Annotated in this window: 17 protein-coding genes and 1 pseudogene; 7 read left to right on the top strand and 11 right to left on the bottom strand. The window is 59.3% G+C overall.

Annotation, left to right across the window (positions count from 1 at the left end; all coding sequences use genetic code 11):
- Positions 1-276 precede the first annotated feature (276 nt).
- The 7 genes from GRZ55_RS22660 to pseB form a co-directional block, all read right to left on the bottom strand.
- A complete protein-coding gene (locus GRZ55_RS22660; protein WP_256379837.1) occupies positions 277-1,305 on the bottom strand; it encodes a Gfo/Idh/MocA family protein in 1,029 nt (342 codons plus the stop codon).
- A 35-nt stretch (positions 1,306-1,340) separates the two neighbouring features.
- The gene (locus GRZ55_RS22655) at positions 1,341-2,378 is read right to left on the bottom strand and encodes a zinc-binding alcohol dehydrogenase (protein ID WP_169289214.1); all 1,038 of its coding nucleotides are present in this window, start codon (positions 2,376-2,378) and stop codon (positions 1,341-1,343) included.
- A 426-nt stretch (positions 2,379-2,804) separates the two neighbouring features.
- Positions 2,805-3,869, bottom strand: a complete 1,065-nt coding sequence (gene pseI / locus GRZ55_RS22650) for a pseudaminic acid synthase (protein ID WP_246734946.1) — start codon at positions 3,867-3,869, stop codon at positions 2,805-2,807.
- A gap of 19 nt (positions 3,870-3,888) precedes the next feature.
- A complete protein-coding gene (pseG, locus tag GRZ55_RS22645) occupies positions 3,889-5,367 on the bottom strand; it encodes a UDP-2,4-diacetamido-2,4,6-trideoxy-beta-L-altropyranose hydrolase (RefSeq protein WP_169289213.1) in 1,479 nt (492 codons plus the stop codon).
- Positions 5,355-6,068 (bottom strand): pseudaminic acid cytidylyltransferase, encoded by a 714-nt coding sequence (gene pseF, locus GRZ55_RS22640; RefSeq protein WP_368856668.1) that lies wholly within the window; start codon positions 6,066-6,068, stop codon positions 5,355-5,357. Before pseF ends, pseG begins: the two co-directional genes overlap by 13 nt.
- Entirely contained in the window at positions 6,065-7,219 is a 1,155-nt protein-coding gene (gene pseC / locus GRZ55_RS22635; RefSeq protein ID WP_169289218.1) for a UDP-4-amino-4,6-dideoxy-N-acetyl-beta-L-altrosamine transaminase, read from the bottom strand. Before pseC ends, pseF begins: the two co-directional genes overlap by 4 nt.
- Before the next feature lie 4 nt (positions 7,220-7,223).
- The gene (gene pseB / locus GRZ55_RS22630) at positions 7,224-8,222 is read right to left on the bottom strand and encodes a UDP-N-acetylglucosamine 4,6-dehydratase (inverting) (protein WP_169289212.1); all 999 of its coding nucleotides are present in this window, start codon (positions 8,220-8,222) and stop codon (positions 7,224-7,226) included.
- A gap of 449 nt (positions 8,223-8,671) precedes the next feature.
- Between pseB and GRZ55_RS22625 the strand changes: the two genes are divergently transcribed.
- The gene (locus GRZ55_RS22625) at positions 8,672-11,725 is read left to right on the top strand and encodes a hypothetical protein (protein WP_169289211.1); all 3,054 of its coding nucleotides are present in this window, start codon (positions 8,672-8,674) and stop codon (positions 11,723-11,725) included.
- Positions 11,726-12,355: 630 nt separating this feature from the next.
- Here the strand turns inward: GRZ55_RS22625 and GRZ55_RS22620 are convergent.
- Both GRZ55_RS22620 and GRZ55_RS23575 read right to left on the bottom strand, forming a co-directional pair.
- Positions 12,356-13,237, bottom strand: a complete 882-nt coding sequence (locus GRZ55_RS22620; RefSeq protein ID WP_368856667.1) for a glycosyltransferase family 2 protein — start codon at positions 13,235-13,237, stop codon at positions 12,356-12,358.
- Positions 13,234-13,440, bottom strand: coding sequence for a hypothetical protein (locus GRZ55_RS23575; RefSeq protein WP_246734945.1), 207 nt, complete (start codon positions 13,438-13,440; stop codon positions 13,234-13,236). Before GRZ55_RS23575 ends, GRZ55_RS22620 begins: the two co-directional genes overlap by 4 nt.
- A 274-nt stretch (positions 13,441-13,714) precedes the next feature.
- Here GRZ55_RS23575 and GRZ55_RS22615 point away from each other — a divergent pair, with 274 nt between their 5' ends.
- The gene (locus tag GRZ55_RS22615; protein ID WP_169289217.1) at positions 13,715-15,055 is read left to right on the top strand and encodes a UDP-glucose/GDP-mannose dehydrogenase family protein; all 1,341 of its coding nucleotides are present in this window, start codon (positions 13,715-13,717) and stop codon (positions 15,053-15,055) included.
- Positions 15,056-15,065: 10 nt separating this feature from the next.
- Here the strand turns inward: GRZ55_RS22615 and GRZ55_RS22610 are convergent, their stop codons facing one another.
- A complete protein-coding gene (locus tag GRZ55_RS22610) occupies positions 15,066-15,812 on the bottom strand; it encodes a glycosyltransferase family 2 protein (RefSeq protein WP_169289209.1) in 747 nt (248 codons plus the stop codon).
- Positions 15,813-16,224: 412 nt separating this feature from the next.
- Here GRZ55_RS22610 and cysD point away from each other — a divergent pair, with 412 nt between their 5' ends.
- The 4 genes from cysD (at position 16,225) to GRZ55_RS22590 (ending at position 21,110) form a co-directional block, all read left to right on the top strand.
- Positions 16,225-17,124: a sulfate adenylyltransferase subunit CysD gene (cysD, locus tag GRZ55_RS22605; RefSeq protein WP_246734944.1), complete on the top strand. Its 900-nt coding sequence runs from the start codon at positions 16,225-16,227 to the stop codon at positions 17,122-17,124.
- Complete coding sequence (cysN, locus tag GRZ55_RS22600) at positions 17,124-19,028, top strand: sulfate adenylyltransferase subunit CysN (RefSeq protein WP_169289207.1); 1,905 nt, start codon at positions 17,124-17,126, stop codon at positions 19,026-19,028. The genes cysD and cysN overlap by 1 nt, the downstream gene beginning before the upstream one ends.
- On the top strand, positions 19,025-19,876 hold the full coding sequence (cysQ, locus tag GRZ55_RS22595; RefSeq protein WP_246734943.1) for a 3'(2'),5'-bisphosphate nucleotidase CysQ: 852 nt from the start codon (positions 19,025-19,027) through the stop codon (positions 19,874-19,876). Before cysN ends, cysQ begins: the two co-directional genes overlap by 4 nt.
- A 220-nt stretch (positions 19,877-20,096) precedes the next feature.
- Entirely contained in the window at positions 20,097-21,110 is a 1,014-nt protein-coding gene (locus GRZ55_RS22590; protein ID WP_169289206.1) for an IS110 family transposase, read from the top strand.
- Between the two features lie 407 nt (positions 21,111-21,517).
- Here GRZ55_RS22590 and GRZ55_RS23835 read toward each other — a convergent pair whose 3' ends face one another.
- Positions 21,518-21,769: a hypothetical protein gene (locus tag GRZ55_RS23835; protein ID WP_368856669.1), complete on the bottom strand. Its 252-nt coding sequence runs from the start codon at positions 21,767-21,769 to the stop codon at positions 21,518-21,520.
- Between the two features lie 29 nt (positions 21,770-21,798).
- On the opposite strand from GRZ55_RS23835, the pseudogene GRZ55_RS22585 reads away from it, so the two are divergent.
- Positions 21,799-22,215: pseudogene (locus GRZ55_RS22585) on the top strand (transposase); the annotation flags it as partial.

The following is a 22,215-nucleotide window of genomic DNA, read 5'->3' as shown; positions in this document are numbered from 1 at the left end:
GCTTCATCCGTCCATCGACGGCGGCGACCAGTGTCGACGACCTCCAGCCGGGACACTTCGTGAGTGTGAGTGTGAGTATGCATATCCATACGCACAATCTCTTGGCCGCCTTCCAACCGCACAAGGCGTCCTACGCCGAAGGGTTACGATGAAGCGGCCGAGGAAGCCGCTTTCATAGAGTGGTTCGACAAAGCCGAGTCACGGAACCGTCTACACGCGAGAAGATGCACTAAACCTTAGTCCGACAGCGAAAAGCACCGGTGGTAGTGCTAGCCGTCAGGCGGTCATCTCTCCAACTCTGCCCGTAATGATAAGGTCCTCGTCGACCTCATCAGAATGTACGGTCGCACCCTTTCGCAAAGCAGAAGTTGCAATCGCCCATAGAATTCGTTGATTTGCTTTGATTTCATCGAGTCGGACGGCAAGTGGCGCGCCTAATTCCACTGCAGTCCGTAGTTCTTCGAAGGCTTGATATGTCCCGCTTGGTCCATTGGCAGATCTGATTACCTCTCGCTCCGTGAAAGTGGACCACGCGCCCCTGCGGCTTACCTCGATGCTCTCGCCATTAGCTCGAATCTGGATAGACCCCTCAGTTCCGGTTATACGCACGTTCATACCATCTGTGCTCGTGATGAGGCCGAGCCGACCTGACTTAAATCGAACGCGTGCGAAATCTAGGCGGGGATCGCAATCCAGGACCCTGCCATCTACAGATGCGCCACCAAAGTCGCAGACTGCGTTGACTGACTCTACGTCGTCACCCGAGAAGTAAATTAGAAGATCTGCGCTGTGAGGGTGTGACCAGAGCAGCATGTCCTTGAAAGCAAGGTCGACGACGACCTCACGAATTTCTCCAATGGTACCACCATCCGCCAAAAGCTTAGCCTGCCGATACGCAGGCATGAAACGCCTCAACGTGCTGTAGCTAAAGTGGGCGCCAGCTCTATAGACCTCATCAATTACCGCAACGACGTCGCCATACGATTGAGAGAGAGGTTTTTCGCAGTGGATACCTAGAACGCCGGCATCTAGTGCGCTTCTTATAAGGTCGATCCGGCCAGGGGTTCTTGTCGCAATACCAAGCACCTTTGGACGATGGACACGGAGCATTTCATCAATATTGGTGAAGGCAGCATCTTTGGGTAATCCCAGGTAATCTGCAGCCTTGGATGCTCGTTGAGGATCGACGTCACAAACAGCTACCAGATCATACTGATCGTTAGCCATTATTGCGTCCGCATGGCTAAGTGGGAACCAAGCCTGCGGGAGCAACGAACGTGTCCTGTCCGTCGTGAGTACCCCCATCCTGCCGCATCCTACGACTGCCGCGGTAGTTCTTTTCAATTTTCCCACTCCAATGCCGCAGTCACCAAAGACTGATCACGATTTGCAAGACGCTCATAAATTTTTTCCAGATTTGCTGCTGGGACCACTTCAGACACCATGAGATGCGCCGGCAGCCGTCCGTTTGCTACTAGGGATAGTAGCCACTCCATATTCCGCTTTAATGTGAACCTGATATGCAGCGGAGAAACATCGAGATTTGGCACTTGCCCACAAGCTACCAAAGTCAGTTGCTTGTCATAGACGTACTGCGAAGCCAACGGATTGAATTGAGCTGGCCCCACTCCTCGCCCGGGGAAGCCAAGTATCGCTATCGTGCCGCCTGGGCTAGCTGCCCTCAGAGCGCAGTGCCAGTCTTCCCAAGTGTTGCTCGTGCTGATGAGGATATCTGCCGTCCCATCTTGCGATTCATCAGCCTTTTGTAGGACAGCCCGCGCGCCGAAAGAGGTTGCTCTATCAGCAACATTAGGCTGGCTAGAATAAGCGACTACTTCCGCTCCGGAGGCCGTCGCAAGTGCGATCGCCGCTAAACCTAGAGTGCCGGCGCCAACAACAGCCACCTTGTGGCCGGGCGCAAACTTCGACCTTAGCAGCGCGGAGTACGCAAGATGAAACAGATATGTGGAACTAGCTTGTGCAAGATCGATCTTGTCGCTCACATGAGCTAGAATGTTATCTTCATGAGTAATGAAAGCGCTTCGATGAGATTGATGGGTCAATATGTAATCGCCCACCCTTGCCTTGGCAACCTCTGATCCCACTTCTAGGACTTCGGCAACGTTGCAATAGCCTACTAATCGGGGATAGACAGGACCTGGTCGTAGCGGATCCATACCAGTGAAGGCTGCGATTTCCGTCCCGGGCGAAATGCAAGAGACTTTCGTGCGACAAACCACATCTTTTGGCGTGGGGGGAGTGTCAGGCAACTGGACCACGTCCCATTCTAGAATTTTTGGGGAAACTAGAGTTGCAATCCGGCTTTGCATTGTGCCGCCTTTTTCTGATACTTTTCGAGCATCACCTCGCATGGTCATGAAGTGGCTGCAACATAAAAAGCATCGCGTGGGCGACGTTGCAATGCTACTCCTTGGCGCGGCAGCCTGACGAATACGCCTGCCACGGGAGCAGTCGGCGTATGATCTCACGATTCTGTGGGAAAGAAAGGAAGATGGCATCCCGGTCGACCGGAGTTCCGACAGCCTGGTCAGAAAAACGCACTTCAATGCCGGGCGCTTTTTTGAGGACTGGACGTAGGTATCCCATCTTGGCCGCGAGCATGACATCGCGAGACCGGAGACGTTAGAGCAGACCTCTCAATCTGCCTTCAAAGCCCCCTTGCAGAAGGGGCGAGCCACGCTTTTTGAACGTGATGCTGCGATGTATAGCGGCCATATCAGGCTCCGCTGTGAGATGCCGATCGGTAAGCAATCTGAAGGGACGGATCAGCCGGAAAGAACATGTCATATTTTGTCGTCCCTTGTGAACAGGTCCCATGTAACCGGCGTGCCTCGCTTCGCACCGCGCGGCAGGCGTTGACCGATCACTACGTCACGATATTTTGTAGGCAATCCGCCACCCGGCCTGATCGCACGAACGTCACCCTCGGTAATCCGATGGCCTGCTGGCAGGTCGTTGACGATGTAGAGCGAACGGCGAAACTGCAGCGATTTCTTCTCGGCGCGATGCGGACCGTATTGGACAGAACCCAACGACTGCCACGCGCGTTCAGTCTCCACGACCAGTTGCTTCATCTCGTCAGGTTCTAGCGAAAACGTGCTGTCGACGCCTCCGTCAGCCCGCGCGAGTGTGAAATGCTTCTCGATCACAGATGCTCCAAGCGCCACGCTGGCGACTGACACACCGACCCCCATGGTATGGTCCGACAGTCCCACTTCCGTGCCGAATAGCTCGCGCATGTGGGGTATGGTGAGGATGTTCGAGTTCTCCGGGGTTGCGGGGTATGTGCTCGTACATTGGAGCAATACGATGTCTTCGCAGCCCGCGGCGCGCGCCGCGCGAACTGTTTCGTCGATCTCGGCAACCGTCGCCATTCCTGTGGAAATGATCATCGGTTTCCCGGTCGCCGCGACTCGCCGCACGAGTTGCACGTCCGTGTTTTCGAACGATGCTATCTTGTAGCAGGGGGCGTCCAGGCTCTCGAGGAACTCTACAGCGGATGAATCAAACGGTGTGCTCAGGCAGATCAGGCCGCGCATGGCAGCACGCTGGAAGATCGCCTTCTGCCAGTCCCACGGCGTATGAGCCTCCTCATACAGATTGTAGAGGGAGCGTCCTGTCCATGGGCTGTTGGGATCGGAGATGAAGAAGTCGCCCTCTTCGAGATCGAGCGTCATCGTGTCCGCAGTGTAGGTCTGCAGCTTTATGGCATGCGCGCCTGCCGCAGCCGCAGCATCGACAATGTCCATCGCACGGTCCAAGGACCGATTATGATTTCCCGACATCTCCGCGATGATGAAGGGCGGATGGTCCCGGCCGATGGGGATGTCGCGGATCATAAAAGTCATCGTCGGTCCTCTCTTCAAATCAGTTGATGGCAATGCGGAACCGGTCGACGTCGTCGTGCCGTCCCACATGCTGGAAACCCAGGCGACGGAACACGCGAGCCGACGCCTCGTTCTCGGTCCTCACCTCAGCGACAATGCTCTGGGCTCTGGCTTTCATTCTCTCAAGTCCAAGCGCCACGAGGGACGTCCCGATTCCACGGCCGCGCATGAACTGATCCACTGAAAAGCTCAACCTGAATTCGGCGCCGTCGGCCGTGTCGAAGCGTATCTGCCCCACAGGCAGCCCTAGCGACGTCTCTAGTACAAAGAGACAACTGGTCGACTTCAGTTTTGCTCCGAACCAGATCTCGTGGTCGGCCCACGTGATTTCGTCGCCGGATAGTGAATTGCGCCGGGTGGCAGGCTCGTTCGCCCACGTGAAGTACAGCAAGCAGTCACGCCTGGACGCGCTGCGAAGTCGGTAGCCGGATGGCGCACTTGGTGCAATTATCTCTGCCACGCGCCGCGCGCCGAGACCGTCGACAACAGCCATGCCTCTCTGGGACATGGATGCGAAGCGTTCGCCGTCTCCCATCAGACCCTTAATTCGAGACGCCAATTCTGCAGCGCACAGTTCCTGACCGGGGCCGACATATGCGATGAGATCGTCTGCAGCGAGTGCCTGGCACACCGGCACCTGGTTGTCCGCGACGCTCGCAACCAGGCTCGGCAGCCCACAGTAGAGCCGCTCCCAGTTCGTGGAACCGCCGGCGCCGACGGCAAAATCGGCGAGATCCATTAGGGGAGCGAGACTGGGCTGCATTCCATGTACGGTTGCATTTCCTCGCCGTTTCACCTTGGCGTCGATCGCCGCCGCGTGGACGTTGGCTGCCCCTACGACGATGTCCAGTTCGACCCCCGCCAGTTCCGGATCGCTAAGCGCCTCGAGTGCCAGAGCAGTGAGGTTGGGTGCGTCCGCCCCCCCGAAGAAGACAAGTGCGCGCGCAGCCGCCATGCGCATCCTCGGGGTAACCTTCAGATAGCTTTCATCGACAAGCGCGTATTTCGGGCCAAGAAGTTGACGCGCGACGTCCGGAGGAGCCGTCCCGACATGGTCTTTCGTCGACCGATAGTTCTGGTCGAGCAGAATATCGCATTGGTGCGGCCGCTTCCCGAAATCGTCGATCGCCAGCAGGCCGCGGCAGAACTGTGATGCTGTTGCCTCCCACTCTCGGCCGAGCGAGTAACTGTCCACGATACCCCAATCGAAGGTACCACCGCGGGCTGCGGCAAGCGTCTCTTCCGCGTCGCGACGTTCATCTCCGTCAGCATCGCCCGGCAGCGAGATGACATCGAAGCCGTCCGCTGCCAGCATGGCGGACTGCTGGTCGGGCAACATGCGAGCAGCAAAGGTAATGTTGGCGCCTTTTGCAACCAGGCTTCTTGCCAGAGTTCGGCATCGTACCAGATGCCCCAGCCCGATTTCCGAGGAACCATCTGCCCTGATCAGGACGCGCATGGGTCCGGCTCCGGAACGTTGAGTGTGCGATACAGCAGTTCGGCTCGATACCAGTCTTCCGGCGTATCGATGTCGACTGCTCTCCAGGACGGGATGAGAAGCCCGATGCCGTTGTCATGCACGGAACCGGTCGAAAGCCAGGTTGGCGCCGCCGCCCAATAGAACTGACCTGCATCGTAGCAGGCGGCAGTCAGATCCTGCGTCCGGGTTGCGGCGTGGCCAGGAAACAGCGGCGCAAGATTGCCGTTGTCGGATCTCACCAAAGCGCGCTGCGGAGGGGAGGGGTACTCTACGACTGGGAAGACGAACCGGGTAGGGTGCCTCTCAAGCTCCCGCCGGGCCTGCTGCAGATAGTTCGGTTCCAGAAACGGAACACAGGGGTAGATGCAGCACACCGCGAGGTCGCTTTCCGCAAGTTCTTGATCGAGAGCGCTGATCGCATGAGCGATCACCGGAAGCGTTGGCGTATGGTCGTCGGAGAGTTCAACCGGTCGTCGCAGAGGCGTCGCCCCCAGTCGCTCAGCCTCAGCCAGAATTTTATCGTCATCGCTCGACACCAGTATGTCGGTGAATAGAGAGGAAGAACGCGCCGCCGCAATGGCATAGTCCAGCATTGGCCTGCCATGAAAAGGCTTTACGTTCTTGCCGGGAATTCGCTTGCTGCCACCCCGTGCCGGAATCACCGCGACATTGACAATCACCGCAGCGCCTCACGCAGCGCATTCACCACATAATCTTGCTGAGGCTCGGTCATGGTAGGGAAAAGCGGAATGGTTATGGCGGTAGCGTAATAGGCCTCTGCTTCCGGGAAGTCGCTGTGTTTGAAACCAAACTGCTGAAAATCCGGCTGCCGGTAGACAGGCATGTAGTGCAGATTTACCAGAACGCCGTTGGCGCGAAGCTTCTCGAAGACCGAGCGGTGCCGGCTCTGGTCGCCATCGTTCAGTCGAACGATGTAGAGATGAAAACCGGAATAGTCGCGCGGATCTCGCCACGGCAGAACGAGCGGTAGATCTGACAATGCCGCGTCATAGCGTGCGGCAAGTGCATGTCGCCGCGCCAGGAATTCCTCCAGTCGCGACAGCTGGCTCAGGCCCAGCGCTGCGTGAATGTCGGTCATCCGGTAATTGAAGCCGAGACCGATCTGCTCGTAGTACCATGGACCATCCGGTTCCTGCTTCATTTCGGCCGTTTCGCGCGTAATGCCATGGCTGTTCAGCCGCGCCATTGACCTCGCGAGATCGGCGTCGTTGGTCAACGCCATGCCGCCTTCACCGCTGGTGACGATCTTCACTGGGTGAAAGCTGAAGACAGTTATGTCCGAGAAGGCGCAACTGCCGATCTTTGTGGAGCGGTAGCTCCCACCGATGGCGTGCGATGCGTCCTCTATGACAGCGAAACCGTACTCCCGGCTCAACTCGCGGATACGCTCCATATCGGCAGAATGGCCGGCAAGGTGAACGACAACAAGAGCCTTCGGCAGTCTCCCCGAATCCCGCGCGGCTCTCAGCTTATCCGAAAGGCGCGAAACGCTGATGTTGTAGCTCTTGAGGTCTATGTCGACGAAATCGATGCCTGCCCCGCAATAGCGCGCGCAGTTTGCGCTGGCGACGAACGTGACGGGAGTAGTCCACACCACGTCTCCCGGTCCGACTCCCAGTGCGAGGCAGGCCAAGTGAAGAGACGACGTGGCGCTGTTGGACGCCACTGCATACCGCGCGCCGACAATATCTGCGACGGCACGCTCGAAGCGACCGACAACGGGTCCTTGGGTCAAGTAGTCAGACTGGAGCACCGACACGACGGCCTCAATGTCTGCCTTGCTGATGTCCTGTCGGCCGTAAGGAATGATCTGGCTAGATTTTTCCAATCTTCCCTCGGTTTTGTTCGATCCAGTCAATCAACACGGATTTGTTCATCCATTCGGGGTTTGTGTCCGAACGATAAACGAATTCGCTGGAGACCTTCTTGCCGTCCTGTATCCGTCGGGGATCTTTGTACCAGTCGTTGATAGAGGGAAGAATTTTATAGTAGTCGTCATATTCGTACGTGTAAGGCGCGTCTTCTTCGCCGATCATCTGCTCGTGCAGCTTCTCGCCGGGCCGTATGCCAATGACCCGGTGCGTGGCTTCGGGAGCCGCCGCCGCTGCGATATCCATGATGTTCATTGAGGGGATCTTCTTCACGTAGATCTCGCCCCCAATCATATCATCGAAAGCCTTCCATACCAGCTCAACCCCTTCCTCAAGCGTGATCATGAAGCGGGTCATGCGAGCGTCGGTGATGGGCAGTTCGCCCCTTTCAGCCATGGACATAAACAAGGGGATCACCGAGCCCCTCGATCCCATCACGTTGCCGTAGCGGACCACTGCGAACTCCGTGTCCTGATGGCCGACATAAGAGTTACTGGCGGTGAACAGCTTGTCTGAGGCCAGCTTGGTGGCGCCGTAGAGATTGAGTGGGCTGCTCGCCTTGTCCGTCGAGAGCGCGACCACCCGGCGCACCTTCTGGTCAATGCAGGCGTCGATGAGATTCATGGCGCCCATAATGTTCGTCTTGATGCACTCGAATGGATTGTATTCTGCCGTTGGCACGATCTTCGTGGCCGCGGCATGCACCACAAAGTCAATGCCATCCAAAGCGCGTTGCAGCCGATCCTTGTCTCGAACATCACCAATGAAGAAGCGCACCCTTGGATCGTCCCCATAGAGCTTTGCCATCTCCCACTGCTTCATTTCATCTCGCGACAGGATCACCAACCGCTTTGGATTGTATTTCTCCAAAGTCATAGGAACAAAGGTATGCCCAAACGACCCGGTGCCGCCCGTGACAAGGATGGATGAATTGGAGAGCATTCTTGGGTCCCAAAATCTACTAGAGCTGTCTCATGCCGGATGTCGCACAACAGGAAAGCCATTGCAACGCTTAGCGTCGTATCTGGACATCCCGTGCGGGCAAGAGCCTTTTTGATGGTGTCTGCGAGTTGGTCTGGTGCGGCCAGAGCAGTGACACCCGTGAGCGGGCACGGTGGTTCAGCCTGCACCGCTTTGATAGTGTTGCAGTTGGGACTACGACCTTGTAAGTGGCCATCAAACCGAAACCAACCCGGCGATTGTCTTGAATGTCTGGAAAGGCTTTCGTTCGATGGAACAGCGGAGTTCTGGAAGAACAGGCCGCTTGCGAAGCTGAATTGTAACAAATTCTTGCAGCCTTTGCGTTCGGTGGGGGCCTGCGAGCAGCTTCATTGCCGAGTCTTGGTACCGTTTTTTGCAACATCGCTGCGCAAAACAGGTGAGGGGAGTTTATGCCCGACGTCGCGAACATGCTGCAGTTTCATGCCTTGGGGCTGAAGCGCGTCAGCAGGATTATCGACGGCAATCCGAACTATGACGATCTGATGGAGCATCGCTTGGGCGAAAGCCACTGGGAGGCCTTCGAAAACGAAATCGACATCAAGGAAAAACGGAGCCATGCGGTCACCCTCTTCGAAAAGAAGTTTCGGGGGCGAAGGTTCAAGACGATCGTACCGGAGTTTGCGAACTTCGCCTGCCACGGAAGCACACCGAATAATCTGCGCGAATTCAGCTTTTTTGAACGCATCTGCCATCCTGTCGGCGTTAAGATATTGAACAGCAATTATTCTTACAGCGAACGCATTTCAGCCTCAAAACTGGACCACGAGCAGAAGGAGGCTCTCGAGAAGATCGCCGATGAAGTGAAAGCTTTCTACAAGAGCCGCTTCGACGTCACGGCAAGCATCGTGCACCAACAGATCCTTTACAGCCGTTCCTTCTTCAATTTTCTGCTCGCCTTCTCCCAAGACGGGGCAGCAAGGCCGGCCGCCCTTGTCCAGGCCAACGATCATTCGCCGGCGCAAGTAGCCCTTTCAATGGTTCTAAAGGGGCTGGGTGTTCCGCGAATCTATCTGCAACATGCAGAGGTAACGGAGAGTTTCCCTGAGCTGGACTTCGACTACAGCGTGCTGCGGAACAAGCAATCCCGCCAGATCTACGAGGCAATCGGCCCGGCGGCCGGGAGGGTCTTCGTCATTCCGCGCCACTCCGAGGCGTTTTCAAAAGAGGCGCTTTTCAAGCAGCGCGGAAGCGGCCTGACGGTCGTGGTCTACCCCACCTCTCGCGTCTTGTCGGATCGGGCAAAACTGGTAGCTGACGCGTTGAGGAGGAACCCCGCAGTCGACAAGATCGTCATCAAGCAGCATCCGGCGGCGGCTGATAGGACACTGGATCAAGTGCTCGGCGCGTCCGGCGTAACGTTTGCAGACAAGATTCCGGATGAGGATCATATCGCCGTCGTCGGAAACTCATCGGTCGTGATCGAGCTACTTCACCGCGGTATACCTGTGTACCAGAACTTTGACTTCGACCCTGTGAGCGCGGACTATTATGGTTTCGTCAAGAGCGGGCTGACATTCGAAGTCACGCTTGCCGAGCTTTCTGAAATGTTTTGGCGGCCTTATCCGCCGAGCGAATGCTGGCTTGAGGCCTATGCGCAGCGGGATCCCTCCGCCACGCCGGACTACCTGAAGGAGCAAGAAGAATTTGTGAGCGCCATGGCGCGGCTGGCGGCGGCGTCTAACCCCGCACCTGCTTCCAATAATCCGATCAGAGGAAAGCTGAGGGCGCGGGTCAAGAGCTGGGCCAAGCGCGCCATCGTCAGTACCATCAACGCCAGCCCGGCGCTGTCAGGCCGAGCGGCTAACCTTATTCTGGCAATTACCGAGCTTGTGGGAAGCTTCCTGCTTGTGAACACTCACAACGCCGCGCGCTTCTTCCAACTCTATACCAATATGAAGATAAATTCGCCCGTGTTGAAAGGGCCGAAACGGACGCGTCGCGCCGTGCCTTCGCCCACACCCGACCTCCTTGAACTCCTTGAATACACGCTTTCCAGCGCCGAACAGCCTGGCGAGTGGTTGCAGCTCAACGAGAAAACCGGGGTGTTCTCGTCCTTCGCGGTCATCAGCGCGATGGAGACAATGCTCCAGAACCGTAACCCCGCTGTCAATACTATTTTCCACGCCTTCCCAGAATGGCCATCCGGTTCCGCAGTAGGCACGTGGATCTATCTGAAAAAGTTGGAATGGGGAAATATCGAGATCGCTGAACTCGAGTTGGAAGCGATCGCGGCGTTTGTTTATAAATACAGTGACGATGCCCAGGTGAGAGCTAACCTGGAGAGGCTTCTGCTCCTCGGAATTATCAGCTGCGGCACATTGGAACAGCTCGACCATTTCTGGCTTGGTGCAAAGTTGCGCCACGAAAGTCTTTCGATAGACAGGAAGATCGACGTGCTGCGCAGGCTGCGGGGCGCGCCTGAACGTCAGGCCGAAGCCGAACGAATGCGGCAGGAGTTGAAGGACCGAGCCACTCCGTTCGAACTGCTCAAGCTCCGGAACCTGGATTTCCTAGAGGGCCGACCCGTGCCGGGCTGGGCCCACGTTCATGTCGAACGACAGTTTATGCTCACGGCGCCGCGGGGCATCGCGCGTGACTTCACCGCGTATGTCCGGCCGGCCTACGACGCGCTTCGCCCCCGAATGCGCTTCATGGAAGCCCGCGCGAATGCGGGTCAGGCCGAGGCGCTTCTATCCCTCGTGCGCGCGGCGCTCGAAGACGCGAAGCCCTTCTCTCTAATCCGCCTCAGCGACGGCGAAGGCTATCTCTTCCCCGAGGGGCCCTTCTTCGACCTTGCCGATTCCGCCAACCGGGAACGACACTGGTGGGGAGCGGAGCTTCCTGAAGATCTTCGATTGAGGATAGTTGCAGAGGCCCGGCAGGCCGTTGCAGAAGCCGACGTCGTCGGCATCCCGGCCGTGTACCGTTTCATCCGGGATTGCGGCGACCACAGCGCCGCAATTTCGCAGTCGTTGCAGGGGCGCGGGCTACTTAATGTTCTGAGCTGCATCTCCGAGTTGATCTCTTCGACGGCACTGGCAAGCGAGGACAAGGTGAATATCGCGCTTTTCAAGGACGTCGAGGCCGTGGCCCGGCTGGCGGCTTCGGCACGTAAGGTCATCGTCGTGAGTAGTGCCAGGACCGAGAATCTTCCCTCAGGCCTCGCGGCGGGCCGGCGTATCAACACGGTCACGATCCCGACCCACCACAAGACGGCTCTCAACGAGAAATATCATAACGGCTCGCAGCCGCTGCCGTTCGTCTATCTGTCCCTGCTCCAGGAACTCGAAGAATTGGCCAGTCCGGGAGACCTCGTTCTGGTAGCCGGCGGCGTCATCGGCAAAATATTCATCGGACGCGCGCGCGCGCGCGGAGCGGTGGCTCTCGATATCGGCCATGTGCTCGATGACTGGATGCATTCCCGCTTGCCAAGCTTGAGGTGAACTGTTGTCGGTCCGTTTTTTTCGTGGTTCGTAAATAGTCAAAAGAGGGGCTGAAGCGGCTCCGGCCGTTCCGGAAGTATCCAGTTTCGCTAGGTCGTAGAGGATTCGGTTTCAATTCCTTGCGTTCTGGCAGGCGCGCATGAAGGGTCTAGCATGTGTTGAAGAATTCTCCCGTCTTGCCTTGAGGGGGGCCTCGTCGCGTACCTGGCGGGGTAGGCGTCATAGTTCGGGCGGATCAGGAAGGCTACAAGGTTCTCGTATCCGGGCATCTTTGCCGGGCCGTTATCCTCACCAGACCGGAACTGGTCGATCCGCGGAGAAAGCGGGCAGGGCTCAACTGTACCCAATTCGGCTACTGGAACGATTTTGCGAAGGATTGGTAAGGCGTGCATCCCTGATCAATTTCGCCTGCAGTACGCCTGACGCGGTCTGCATTGTGGCGCAGACGAGAGACTGGTGGTACGGGAGCCAACCAGTTCCACCCAAGTGCTTTTCCCAACGATTTTCTACTCGACGGTCACCGACTTGGCCAGATTGCGCGGCTGAAGGTGGCTCAGCAACAGCTATGGGTCACCTCGAGTGACGCAGCGGCGGCGCTACCATCCGCGGCTATTTGAACAAGCCAGGATGTCATCGCCTTTCTGCTTTCCGTCCGGTCAGCAATCGAAACAGTTCCCACACTTCCACGAACCATAGCAGAAAAAGCACGATTGTTGCCAAAACGCGGTGGTTCAGAGGTTTGTCACGCCGACGCAGGAACAGCCATGCTCCACAAACGGGCGGTAGCATCGTACGGATCGCCCACGCAAGTCGACGCCGGCGGGAGCCCGACCTCAGTTGGCCACCTTTGATGCGGCGCGCCTTGGTGACAATATCAGCCCAGCTCGTTCGAGCCGGATGGCCAACCCGCGCTTGCGGCACATAGCGGATGGGAAAGCCTGCGGCACCTGCGCGCCTGCAGAAATCCGCGTCGCCGCCTGAAAGCCTCGTGTTGTCGAAGCCGCCCAGCTGCTCGAAGACAAGCCTCGGCACCGCCAGATTGGCGGTTGCGGCATAGCCTCGCTTTACGTACCGCGCTTGTGGAATGCCCTTCAGGAGATCATAGATCTCGAATGAGCTCGGGGAAGGCGAACTGGCGCGCATTTCCACCGCGCCGGCCAGCAGGCTTGAAGCGTTCTCACCCTGCTGTGCCGCGCGAGCCATGCAGTCAAGCCAGTCCCGCTCAGGCAGGCAGTCCGCATCTGTAAAGACGAGCCACTCCCCGCATGCCCGGCGCGCGCCCTCGTTGCGCGCTGCATAGGAACCGAAACCAAGGGAGTGCAAAAGCTGTGCGTTCGGCAAAGAAACCAGTTCAGGACGCACTGCAACAGAACCGTTGTCGACAACGATGATCTCAAACTCGTCGTGCGCGAGGGTTTGTTCCGCAAGGCGCTCCATCAGGGCACACAAGAGGTGCCACTGTTCGTAGATCGGCACGATCACTGAAAAGCGGGGCGCGCGCCTTTGCGTCACGAAAATGCTAAAGGACGTTCCTGGCCGTCCATCAGGCGCAGCTGTCTCGACGGCCTGGATTCGATGCGCCGAATCTGCTGCGAAAGCCCGGCCACGTCCTTGTAGGTCCGTGCGATGGTAGAACGCTGGAAAAGCTTGTTGAACACGCGCAATCCAAATGTGCCCAGGCCGGACGCCGTGCGCTTGTCGTTCGTCTTCGCCATTTCGCCGGATGCGCCTCTGACCTGTTCGTCCCACGTTCCTGTTAGACCAGAGGAAGGGACAGAGCAACCATCTGACTGGCCGGCTCGGCAGAGCCTTCCTCTCCCGCATACAGTACGATCATCTCTGGGCGTCGTGATCGACGGATCGGCCGCATAGGGTATTGAGAGCGTCGGCGAGAAAGGCGAAAAGGGTGTGCGTTGCACTATTGGTGTTTCGTCGAGTTCCAGACGGAGCGACCGACAACGGCCATCTTTCGATCAGGCAGGAATCACAATGAAAATTACGGTGTTCGGAACCGGCTATGTCGGGCTGGTGCAGGCAGCCGCACTGGCAGACAGCGGGCATGATGTTTTGTGCCTCGATATCGACGCGGAAAAGGTCGCTTTGCTCGACGCGGGACGGGTTCCGTTCTACGAGCCGGGCTTGGAAAATCTGGTCACCCGGAACCGCGAGGAACAACGACTCGCCTTTACAACCGACGCGGCTGCAGCGGCGGCACATGGGCAGATTCAATTCATTGCTGTTGGAACACCGCCCGACGAGGACGGCTCAGCCGACCTGCGTCACGTGCTTGCCGTCGCGGAGACGATCGGCCGTTTCATGCAGGAACCGAGCATCGTCGTGGTCAAGTCGACCGTCCCGGTTGGCACGAGCGAGCAGGTCGCATCGACCATCCGCAAGCAGCTGGCGGCTCGCGGACGTCAAGATATCGACTTTGACGTGGCTTCGAATCCTGAGTTCCTCAAGGAAGGGTCGGCCGTGGCGGACTGCCTCAAACCCGACCGCATCATTGTCGGAACCGCCCGCGCCGAGACCGAGCGCGTTCTGCGCGACCTCTACGCGCCCTTCAACCGCCATCATGAGAAGATCATCGTGATGGACGTGCGTAGCGCGGAGCTTACCAAATATGCCGCGAACTGCATGCTCGCGACCAGAATTTCCACCATGAACGAAATCGCTAATCTCGCCGATCTTGTGGGTGCTGACATTGAACTCGTCCGTCGCGGCGTCGGCAGCGATCCCCGGATCGGATATGATTTCCTCTACGCTGGCGCGGGCTTCGGTGGAGCCTGCTTTCCAAAGGATCTGCGCGCCCTCATTTGCAGCGGCGGGGACCACGACTACGACATGAAGCTGCTGAAGGCGACCGAGTCGCGCAACATCGAGCAGAAGGGTGTACTCGCCGGGAAGATTGTCAAGTATTTCGGATCAGATCTCGCCGGGAAATGCTTTGCACTGTGGGGACTGGCCTTCAAGCCGAACACCGACGACATGCGCGAGGCGCCCTCGCGCGCGCTCATGGAAGAGCTCTGGCGCATGGGCGCCATCGTGAGGGCCTATGATCCGAAGGCCGGTGAAGCCTGCAAGAGCATCTATGGGGTACGCGACGACCTGCATATCGCGGACAGCAAGGAAGAAGCGCTGACCGGCGCGGACGCACTCATCATCATCACGGAATGGAAGTCGTTTTCGGCCCCCGATTTCGATCTCATCCGGACGCAGTTGAAGAGGCCAGTGATATTCGATGGGCGAAACCTCTACGATCCGTCATTGATGGCCCGGCACGGGATCGAGTATTTCGGCATCGGACGCCGTTCGTTGCACGGTGCCTGACGAGCTTATGTCACAGCCGTCTCAGAACGGATGAGACCGCGTAGCGCGCAAAGTAGTACAAGGCGTGGGACAGGGGCAGTTCTTCGAATGCGCGGTATATTCTCCACGTGTAGCGAGCGGCATTGATCTTGTTCCCCGACAGCGACCGTGGCCGTTCTCGATAGCTGGTGAGGACCGGGCCCCCTCTGTGGGCAAAGTCGACGTCGCGAAGAATAGAGAGCCATAGAGCCAGATCCTGCCGCTTGCGGATCAACGGGAACATCCGGTTTCCCAGGGCCTGTCGATCGTAGATCACCGTCGAGCAGCCTATCGTCGTGTTTTTCAACAGGTCGTAATAGCTCACCCTATCGGGAGCAAAAACGGTCCGTCGGACTGTGCCGTCGAGAGAAACGACGGCATAGTCGGTGTATGAAAAGACGGCGCCGCGCTCTCTCATCGAGTTCAACTGAAGCTCCAGCTTATCGGCCTGCCACAGATCATCCGAATCGAGGAAGGCGATGTATCGCCCGCGCGCTTTTTCAATCCCGTGATTGCGCGAGACCGCGGCGCCACCATTCTTCCTCAGCGAAAGCACGCGGACCCTTTGATCTTTCTTGGCAAAGCGGTGCGCGCGGTTCAGGCTTTCGTCCGTGGAGCCGTCGTCGATGACGATCAGTTCCAGATCAACAAAGGTCTGGCGCAGGACGGATTCGATTCCAGCATCCATGAACTCGACTGAATTGTAGAGCGGCATGATGACGGAAACTGTGGGGGTCATGTGATGCTCTTTAGACGTTGACCGGTCGACCCGGTCACACCGGTGCTGATGCGACCATCGCTGCGGTGCTTACAGCAAAGCAAATGACTTGCGGTAGGGGAAAGGGTGGCTGCACCATAATTTGCCCTGCCCTCGACTTGAAGCTGGGCCGGATTGAGAAGCGACCGTCCCGTGTGATAGACCGGAAGAACGGCAGCAAAGCCGCATGATCGGTCGCGTTTGATCCCCGAAAGTTGCGCCCCCAGACGGTTGTCGCAATCGATGGAAACCACTTCTCCAGGAGATGCTCCCCTTAGCAAATGGTACCTTGAACCGGGGTGGCCACTGCCGCAGAACTCTGCCACCGAGCGCCGCGCCCCTTCGTTGGCGCATAGACCGAACGCGCTTGAAGCCAAACACAGGGACCACCTCGATGTCACTGAGCCATCTCGACCGCCTCGAAGCGGAATCCATCCACATCTTCCGCGAGGTGGCGGCCAACTTTCGCAAGCCGGTGATGCTCTATTCCATCGGCAAGGATTCGTCGGTGCTGCTGCATCTGGCGCTGAAGGCGTTCTATCCCGCCCCGCCACCCTTTCCCTTTCTCCATGTCGACACGACCTGGAAGTTCCGGGAGATGACCGAGTTTCGCGACCAGATGGCGGCGAAGCTCGGGCTCGACCTGATGGTGCACATCAATGAAGAAGGCGTGCGCGAGGGCGTCGGTCCCTTTTCTCACGGCTCCAACGTGCACACCCATGTCATGAAGACCGCTGCACTGCGCCAGGCACTGGACCGCCACGGCTTCGACGCAGCCTTCGGAGGCGCGCGGCGCGATGAGGAAAAGAGCCGCGCCAAGGAGCGCATCTTCTCCTTCCGCAATTCCAGCCATGGCTGGGACCCCAAGAACCAGCGCCCGGAAATGTGGAAGATCTTCAACACCCGCATCGCGCAGGGCGAATCGATCCGCGTCTTCCCGCTGTCCAACTGGACCGAGCTCGACATCTGGCAGTATATCCTGCGCGAGAAGATCGAGATCGTGCCGCTCTACTTCGCCAAGCGGCGCCCGGTCGTCGAGAGCGACGGCATGCTCATCATGCGCGACGACGATAGGCTGGTGCTTGAGCCCGGCGAAGTGGTCCAGGAACGTCTGGTGCGGTTCCGTACGCTCGGCTGCTATCCGCTGACGGGCGCCATCGAATCGGAAGCCGACACGCTGGAAGCCATCGTGCAGGAGATGCTGATCGCCCGCACCTCGGAACGCCAGGGACGGCTCATCGACCGCGACGAGGCCGGCTCAATGGAAAAGAAGAAGCGCGAGGGGTATTTCTGATGCATGGACGCGCGCAAGAACCCGCCGCCCAGAACGAGGAACTGAACGAGTTTCTCGCCCGCCAGGAAGAAAAGACCTTCCTGCGTTTTCTCACCTGCGGCTCCGTGGATGACGGCAAGTCGACCCTGATCGGGCGGCTGCTCTACGACACCAAGCTGATCCTCGAGGACCAGCTGGCGACGCTGGAGAGCGATTCGCGTAAATACGGCACGGCCGGCGCCGACATCGATTTTGCGCTGCTCGTCGACGGGCTGGAAGCCGAACGCGAACAAGGCATCACCATCGACGTCGCCTATCGCTTCTTTGCGACCGACAGCCGCAAGTTCATCGTCGCCGACACGCCGGGCCACGAACAGTACACCCGCAACATGGCCACCGGCGCCTCGACGGCCGATCTGGCGATCGTGCTGGTCGATGCCCGCCAGGGCATCTTGACCCAGACGCGCCGGCACACCTTCATCGCCTCGCTGCTCGGCATCCGCCACGTCGTGCTTGCGGTGAACAAGATTGACCTCGTGGATTTCGATCAAGCGGTCTTCGATCGCCTCGTGGAGGAATACCGCTCCTTCGCCGCCGAGATGAACTTCGCGACGCTGACGCCGATCCCGATGTCGGCCAAGCTCGGCGACAACGTCACGATGCGCTCGCCGAAGACCGTTTGGCACCAGGGGCCAACCCTGCTCGAATATCTCGAGGCGGTCCAGGTCGACGACGATCTGATGGCCAAGCCGTTCCGGCTGCCCGTGCAATATGTGAACCGGCCGAATGCGGACTTCCGGGGTTTCTGCGGCACGATCGCCTCGGGCGCCATCGCCGAGGGCGACGAAATCGTCGTGGCGCGTTCGGGCCGGCGCACCAAGGTCAAGCGCATTGTGACCGCCGATGGCGACCTGCCGAGGGCCGAGGCCGGCCGGGCCGTCACGATCCTGCTTGCCGACGAGGTCGATGCCTCGCGCGGCGACATGCTGGTGGCCGCCGCGGCGCGGCCGGAGGTGGCGGACCAGTTCGCCGCCAACATCGTCTGGTTCGACGAACACGCGCTGGTGCCGGGCCGTTCCTACCTGCTGCGCACCGAGACCGACCAGGTTCCCGCCAGCATCACCGACATCCGCCACCGCGTCGACGTCAACAGTTTTGCGCATGAAGCCGCGCGCACGCTGGAGATCAACGAGGTCGGGCTCTGCCACCTGTCGACGCAGGCCCCGATCGTCTTCGATGCCTATGCGGAAAACCGCGCCACGGGCGCCTTCGTGCTGGTCGACCGGATGACCAACCGCACGGTCGGCACCGGCACGATCGAGCATGCGCTGAGGCGCGCCTCCAACATCCACTGGCAGGACCTCGACATCGACCGGGCCGCGCGTGCAGCCGCCAAGCACCAGGCGCCCCATGTCCTGTGGTTTACCGGGCTGTCGGGTTCGGGCAAGTCGACCATCGCCAATCTCCTGGAAAAGAAGCTGCATGCCTCTGGTCGCCACACTTATCTGCTCGATGGCGACAATGTCCGGCATGGGCTGAACCGCGACCTCGGCTTCACCGAGGCCGACCGTGTCGAAAACATCCGCCGGGTATCGGAAGTCGCCCGGCTGATGACCGATGCCGGCCTCATCGTGCTCGTTTCCTTCATCTCGCCCTTCCGCGCCGAGCGGCGCATGGCGCGCGAGATGATGGCAGAAAGCGAGTTCGTCGAGATCTTCGTCGACACGCCCTTCGAGGAATGCGCGCGACGCGATCCCAAGGGGCTTTATGCCAAGGCGCTGAAGGGCAAGATCAAGAACTTCACTGGGGTCGATTCGCCCTACGAGGAACCCGAAAACGCCGAGATCCACCTGCACACGACGGGCCGTGCGCCGGAAGAGCTCGTCGAGGAGATCGCGGCCTGGCTCGACGGTCGCAGCCGATGAGCGAGCCGAACGGCATGCTGGATGACGACCGCCTGCTGGCGCTTTTCGAGCGCCTGGCGCTCGAGGCGGGCCGGCGGATCCTCGAGGTGCGCGACCGCGGGCTGACGACGGAAACGAAAAGCGATTCGAGCCCCGTCACCGAGGCCGACCGCGCCGCCGAGATCATCATCCTGACGGGCCTTCGGGAAGCCCTGCCAGGTATGCCCTGCGTGGCCGAGGAGGAGGTCGCCGCCGGCGTTATCAGCGATACATCCGAGGACGCCTTCATCCTCATCGACCCGCTCGACGGCACGCGCGAATTCATCAACGGCAAGCCCGACTTCACCGTCAACATCGCTTTGGTGCGGGGCGGCGCGCCGGTGGTCGGCACGGTCTATGCCCCGGTACGCGGCGAGATCTTTTCGGGTCGTCCGGGCCACGCGACGATGGCGCAGATTGGTGCGGATTTTGCCGTGACCGAGCGGCGCCCGATCGCCGTTCGCGAGCTGCCGGAGCGGCCGACCGTGGTGGCCAGCCGGTCGCATCGCACGCCGGAGACCGACGCCTTCCTCGACAGCCTCGGCGATGCCGAAATCTGCTCGGTCGGCTCCTCGCTGAAGTTCGGGCTGCTCGCCCGCGGCGATGCCGATCTCTATCCGCGCTTCGGCCGAACGATGGAATGGGACACGGCGGCCGGCGACGCCGTGCTGCGGGCATCCGGCGGCCAGACCCTGACGCTCGACGGTAAGCCGCTTCGATACGGCAAGCGCAACCAAGCCAACGACGCCGACTTCGCCAATCCCTGGTTCTTTGCCTGCGGCAGGGCTGCGCCGAAGTTGGTGGAGCTGTCGGCCAGGCTTACAGGCTGAAATGCTCGGTCATAGAGTGCATTGGCATACCCATTTGGGAAGGCCAAGACGGAGAGCATTTCACGACTTCAGATACCCAGTCACGCAGCGGCCAAGAGAACGACTTGGGAACGTCCATCTTTTCGAAAGTGAACTGATGTGGTGGATGCCTGGATGCCCCCTTCGTCCGGCATCGTATGATGTCATCTGCGCCGATGTGGCGCTGTCGAAGGAGGAGACCATGTCAGACGTGCATATTTTGGCGATCGACCTCGCCAAGCGAAGCTTCCAGGTCTGTGGCACTGATCGGGGTGGGGCGGTTCTATTCAATCGAACGCTATCGCGCGCGAAGCTGATGCAAATGCTAAACGCGCAAAAACCGTGCATTGTGGCGATGGAAGCCTGTGCGACCAGCCACTACTGGGGCCGCGTCGCGCAGCAAAGCGGCCACGATGTCCACCTGGTGCCGCCCATCTACGTTAAGCCATTCGTCAAACGGCAGAAGAACGACGCGGCCGACGCGGCGGCGATTGCCGAAGCCGTGCTGCGTCCGAACATACATTGTGTCGCCGTGAAGAGTGCCGAACACCAGGCGCGCGCCGTGACGTTCCGAACTCACCAGTGCTTCGTCCGCCAGCGCACGCAGCTGATCAATGCGCTGCGAGGCCACCTGGCCGAGTTCGGCCTGGTCTTTCCGCAAGGACCGGCCCATCTCAAGCAGGCGGCGGCTCTGTTGGAGGATGATACGAACGAGGTTCCCGACACTGTCAGGGAGATCGCCCAACTCTACCTCGATCAGATCGATCTTCTCACGGTGAAGATCAACGAACTGACCCTCAGCCTGAGAGACGCTATGCAGGAGAACGTCGAGATGCGACGCTTGTGCACGGTGCCCGGCGTGGGCCCGGTGACGGCCGGTGCAGTGATGGCGTTCGCGCCAGATCTGCGGACCTTCTCCAGCGGCAGGAATTTCGCCGCCTGGCTGGGCCTCGTGCCGAGGCAGCGGTCCACGGGCGGCAAGACACGGCTGGGCGGGGTCAGCAAGATGGGGCAGACCGACATCCGCAAGTTGCTGATCGTCGGCGCCATGAGCCGGATCCGCTGGGTCGTGCGCAAGGGCGCCACGCCGGACAATTGGCTGGGGCGGCTTGTCGAGCGAAAGCCTCGCATGGTCGCCGCCGTCGCGCTGGCGAACAAGATGGCGCGGATTATATGGGCAGTCATGACCAGGGAGCAGAACTACCGAATGGCGTGAGCGGTCAACTCCAAGCGGAGGGAAACGGCAAGCGCCTCGGGGTCATTTGACCCCGGCAAGGAGATCGACCGACGACCTATGCGGCAAGGACTTCAATGTTCAGGACGGGGAAAACCAGTCCCGGGGCTCGAGCACAAAGCTCTCTGAACCGATGTGGACCCTGTTCTTCGAACTGCATACCGGCCCCGTGGCGCAGGCCGCGACCAGAGGCCTGACACACGACCGATAGAAGCCACCGTGTTGCAAACGAAGTCGGAAGAAAACCCTTGCAAAGTCGGGGGCATCCACACACGCCCCACCCCTCAGTGCCACAGACCTGGAAGCTTCGCTTGGCGAGGTCGATCGCCAAAATATGCACGTCTGACATGGTCTCCTCCTTCGACAGCGCCACATCGGCGCAGATGACATCATACGATGCCGGACGAAGGGGGCATCCACCACATCAGTTCATTCTGAGGCTTTGAGGGGAGGCCTGGCTTAGCTTCAAGCAGTTGTCGATACTCCGCTATGACCTCTTCCCGTGCTTGCCGCAGTCGCTGCCCGCGGCTGCCGTGGGCAACCTCTGGATTGTTTTCAAGGAAAGCGTCCGCTGACGCACGAAATTGCTGGATAGCAGCTTCGACGGCCTGGCCTGCTGCCGGTTTCGTGGACACCGAGATAAGGTGTTTGATGGAACTGGAGAGTGGGAATGCGAAGAAGGAAGTTCAGCCGCGAGTTCAAGCTTGAGGCAGTGAGATTGGTGAAGGATCGGGGCGTTGCGGTTGCGCAGGCGGCCCGCGATCTGGATTTGCACGAGAACGTGCTGCGCAAATGGATACGGGAGCTCAGTGCCGATCCGCAGCACGCCTTTCCCGGCCATGGTCAGATGAGGCCGGAGCAGCAGGAGATTGATCGACTGCGCAAGGAAGTCGCGAAGCTGAAGGCGGAGCGCGACATCCTAAAAGAGGCCGCAGCCTACTTCGCGAGGGAAGCGATATGAGGTTCGCTTTCATTGCGAAGCACCGTTCGATCTGGCCGGTGGCATGGCTGTGCGACGCGCTGGATGTATCCCGGTCGGGCTTTCATGCCTGGCTCAACCGCAGCCCCAGCGTTCGCTCCCGGCAGG

Source organism: Chelativorans sp. ZYF759 (assembly GCF_012911015.1).
In the GTDB taxonomy this organism is placed as follows: Bacteria; Pseudomonadota; Alphaproteobacteria; order Rhizobiales; family Rhizobiaceae; genus ZYF759.
This window is presented reverse-complemented; position numbering and strand designations above follow the sequence as displayed.

What these genes read in the sequence shown, in the direction of transcription:
- GRZ55_RS22655 (WP_169289214.1), bottom strand. Translation starts at nt 2,378, where the DNA reads ATGACCATGCGAGGTGATGCTCGAAAAGTATCAGAAAAAGGCGGCACA.
- pseB (WP_169289212.1), bottom strand. Translation starts at nt 8,222, where the DNA reads ATGCTCTCCAATTCATCCATCCTTGTCACGGGCGGCACCGGGTCGTTT.
- GRZ55_RS22625 (WP_169289211.1), top strand. Translation starts at nt 8,672, where the DNA reads ATGCCCGACGTCGCGAACATGCTGCAGTTTCATGCCTTGGGGCTGAAG.
- GRZ55_RS22610 (WP_169289209.1), bottom strand. Translation starts at nt 15,812, where the DNA reads ATGACCCCCACAGTTTCCGTCATCATGCCGCTCTACAATTCAGTCGAG.
- cysQ (WP_246734943.1), top strand. Translation starts at nt 19,025, where the DNA reads ATGAGCGAGCCGAACGGCATGCTGGATGACGACCGCCTGCTGGCGCTT.
- cysN (WP_169289207.1), top strand. Translation starts at nt 17,124, where the DNA reads ATGCATGGACGCGCGCAAGAACCCGCCGCCCAGAACGAGGAACTGAAC.
- cysD (WP_246734944.1), top strand. Translation starts at nt 16,225, where the DNA reads ATGTCACTGAGCCATCTCGACCGCCTCGAAGCGGAATCCATCCACATC.
- pseG (WP_169289213.1), bottom strand. Translation starts at nt 5,367, where the DNA reads ATGCGCGTCCTGATCAGGGCAGATGGTTCCTCGGAAATCGGGCTGGGG.
- GRZ55_RS22615 (WP_169289217.1), top strand. Translation starts at nt 13,715, where the DNA reads ATGAAAATTACGGTGTTCGGAACCGGCTATGTCGGGCTGGTGCAGGCA.
- GRZ55_RS22590 (WP_169289206.1), top strand. Translation starts at nt 20,097, where the DNA reads ATGTCAGACGTGCATATTTTGGCGATCGACCTCGCCAAGCGAAGCTTC.
- pseI (WP_246734946.1), bottom strand. Translation starts at nt 3,869, where the DNA reads ATGACTTTTATGATCCGCGACATCCCCATCGGCCGGGACCATCCGCCC.
- GRZ55_RS22660 (WP_256379837.1), bottom strand. Translation starts at nt 1,305, where the DNA reads ATGGGGGTACTCACGACGGACAGGACACGTTCGTTGCTCCCGCAGGCT.
- GRZ55_RS23575 (WP_246734945.1), bottom strand. Translation starts at nt 13,440, where the DNA reads ATGGCGAAGACGAACGACAAGCGCACGGCGTCCGGCCTGGGCACATTT.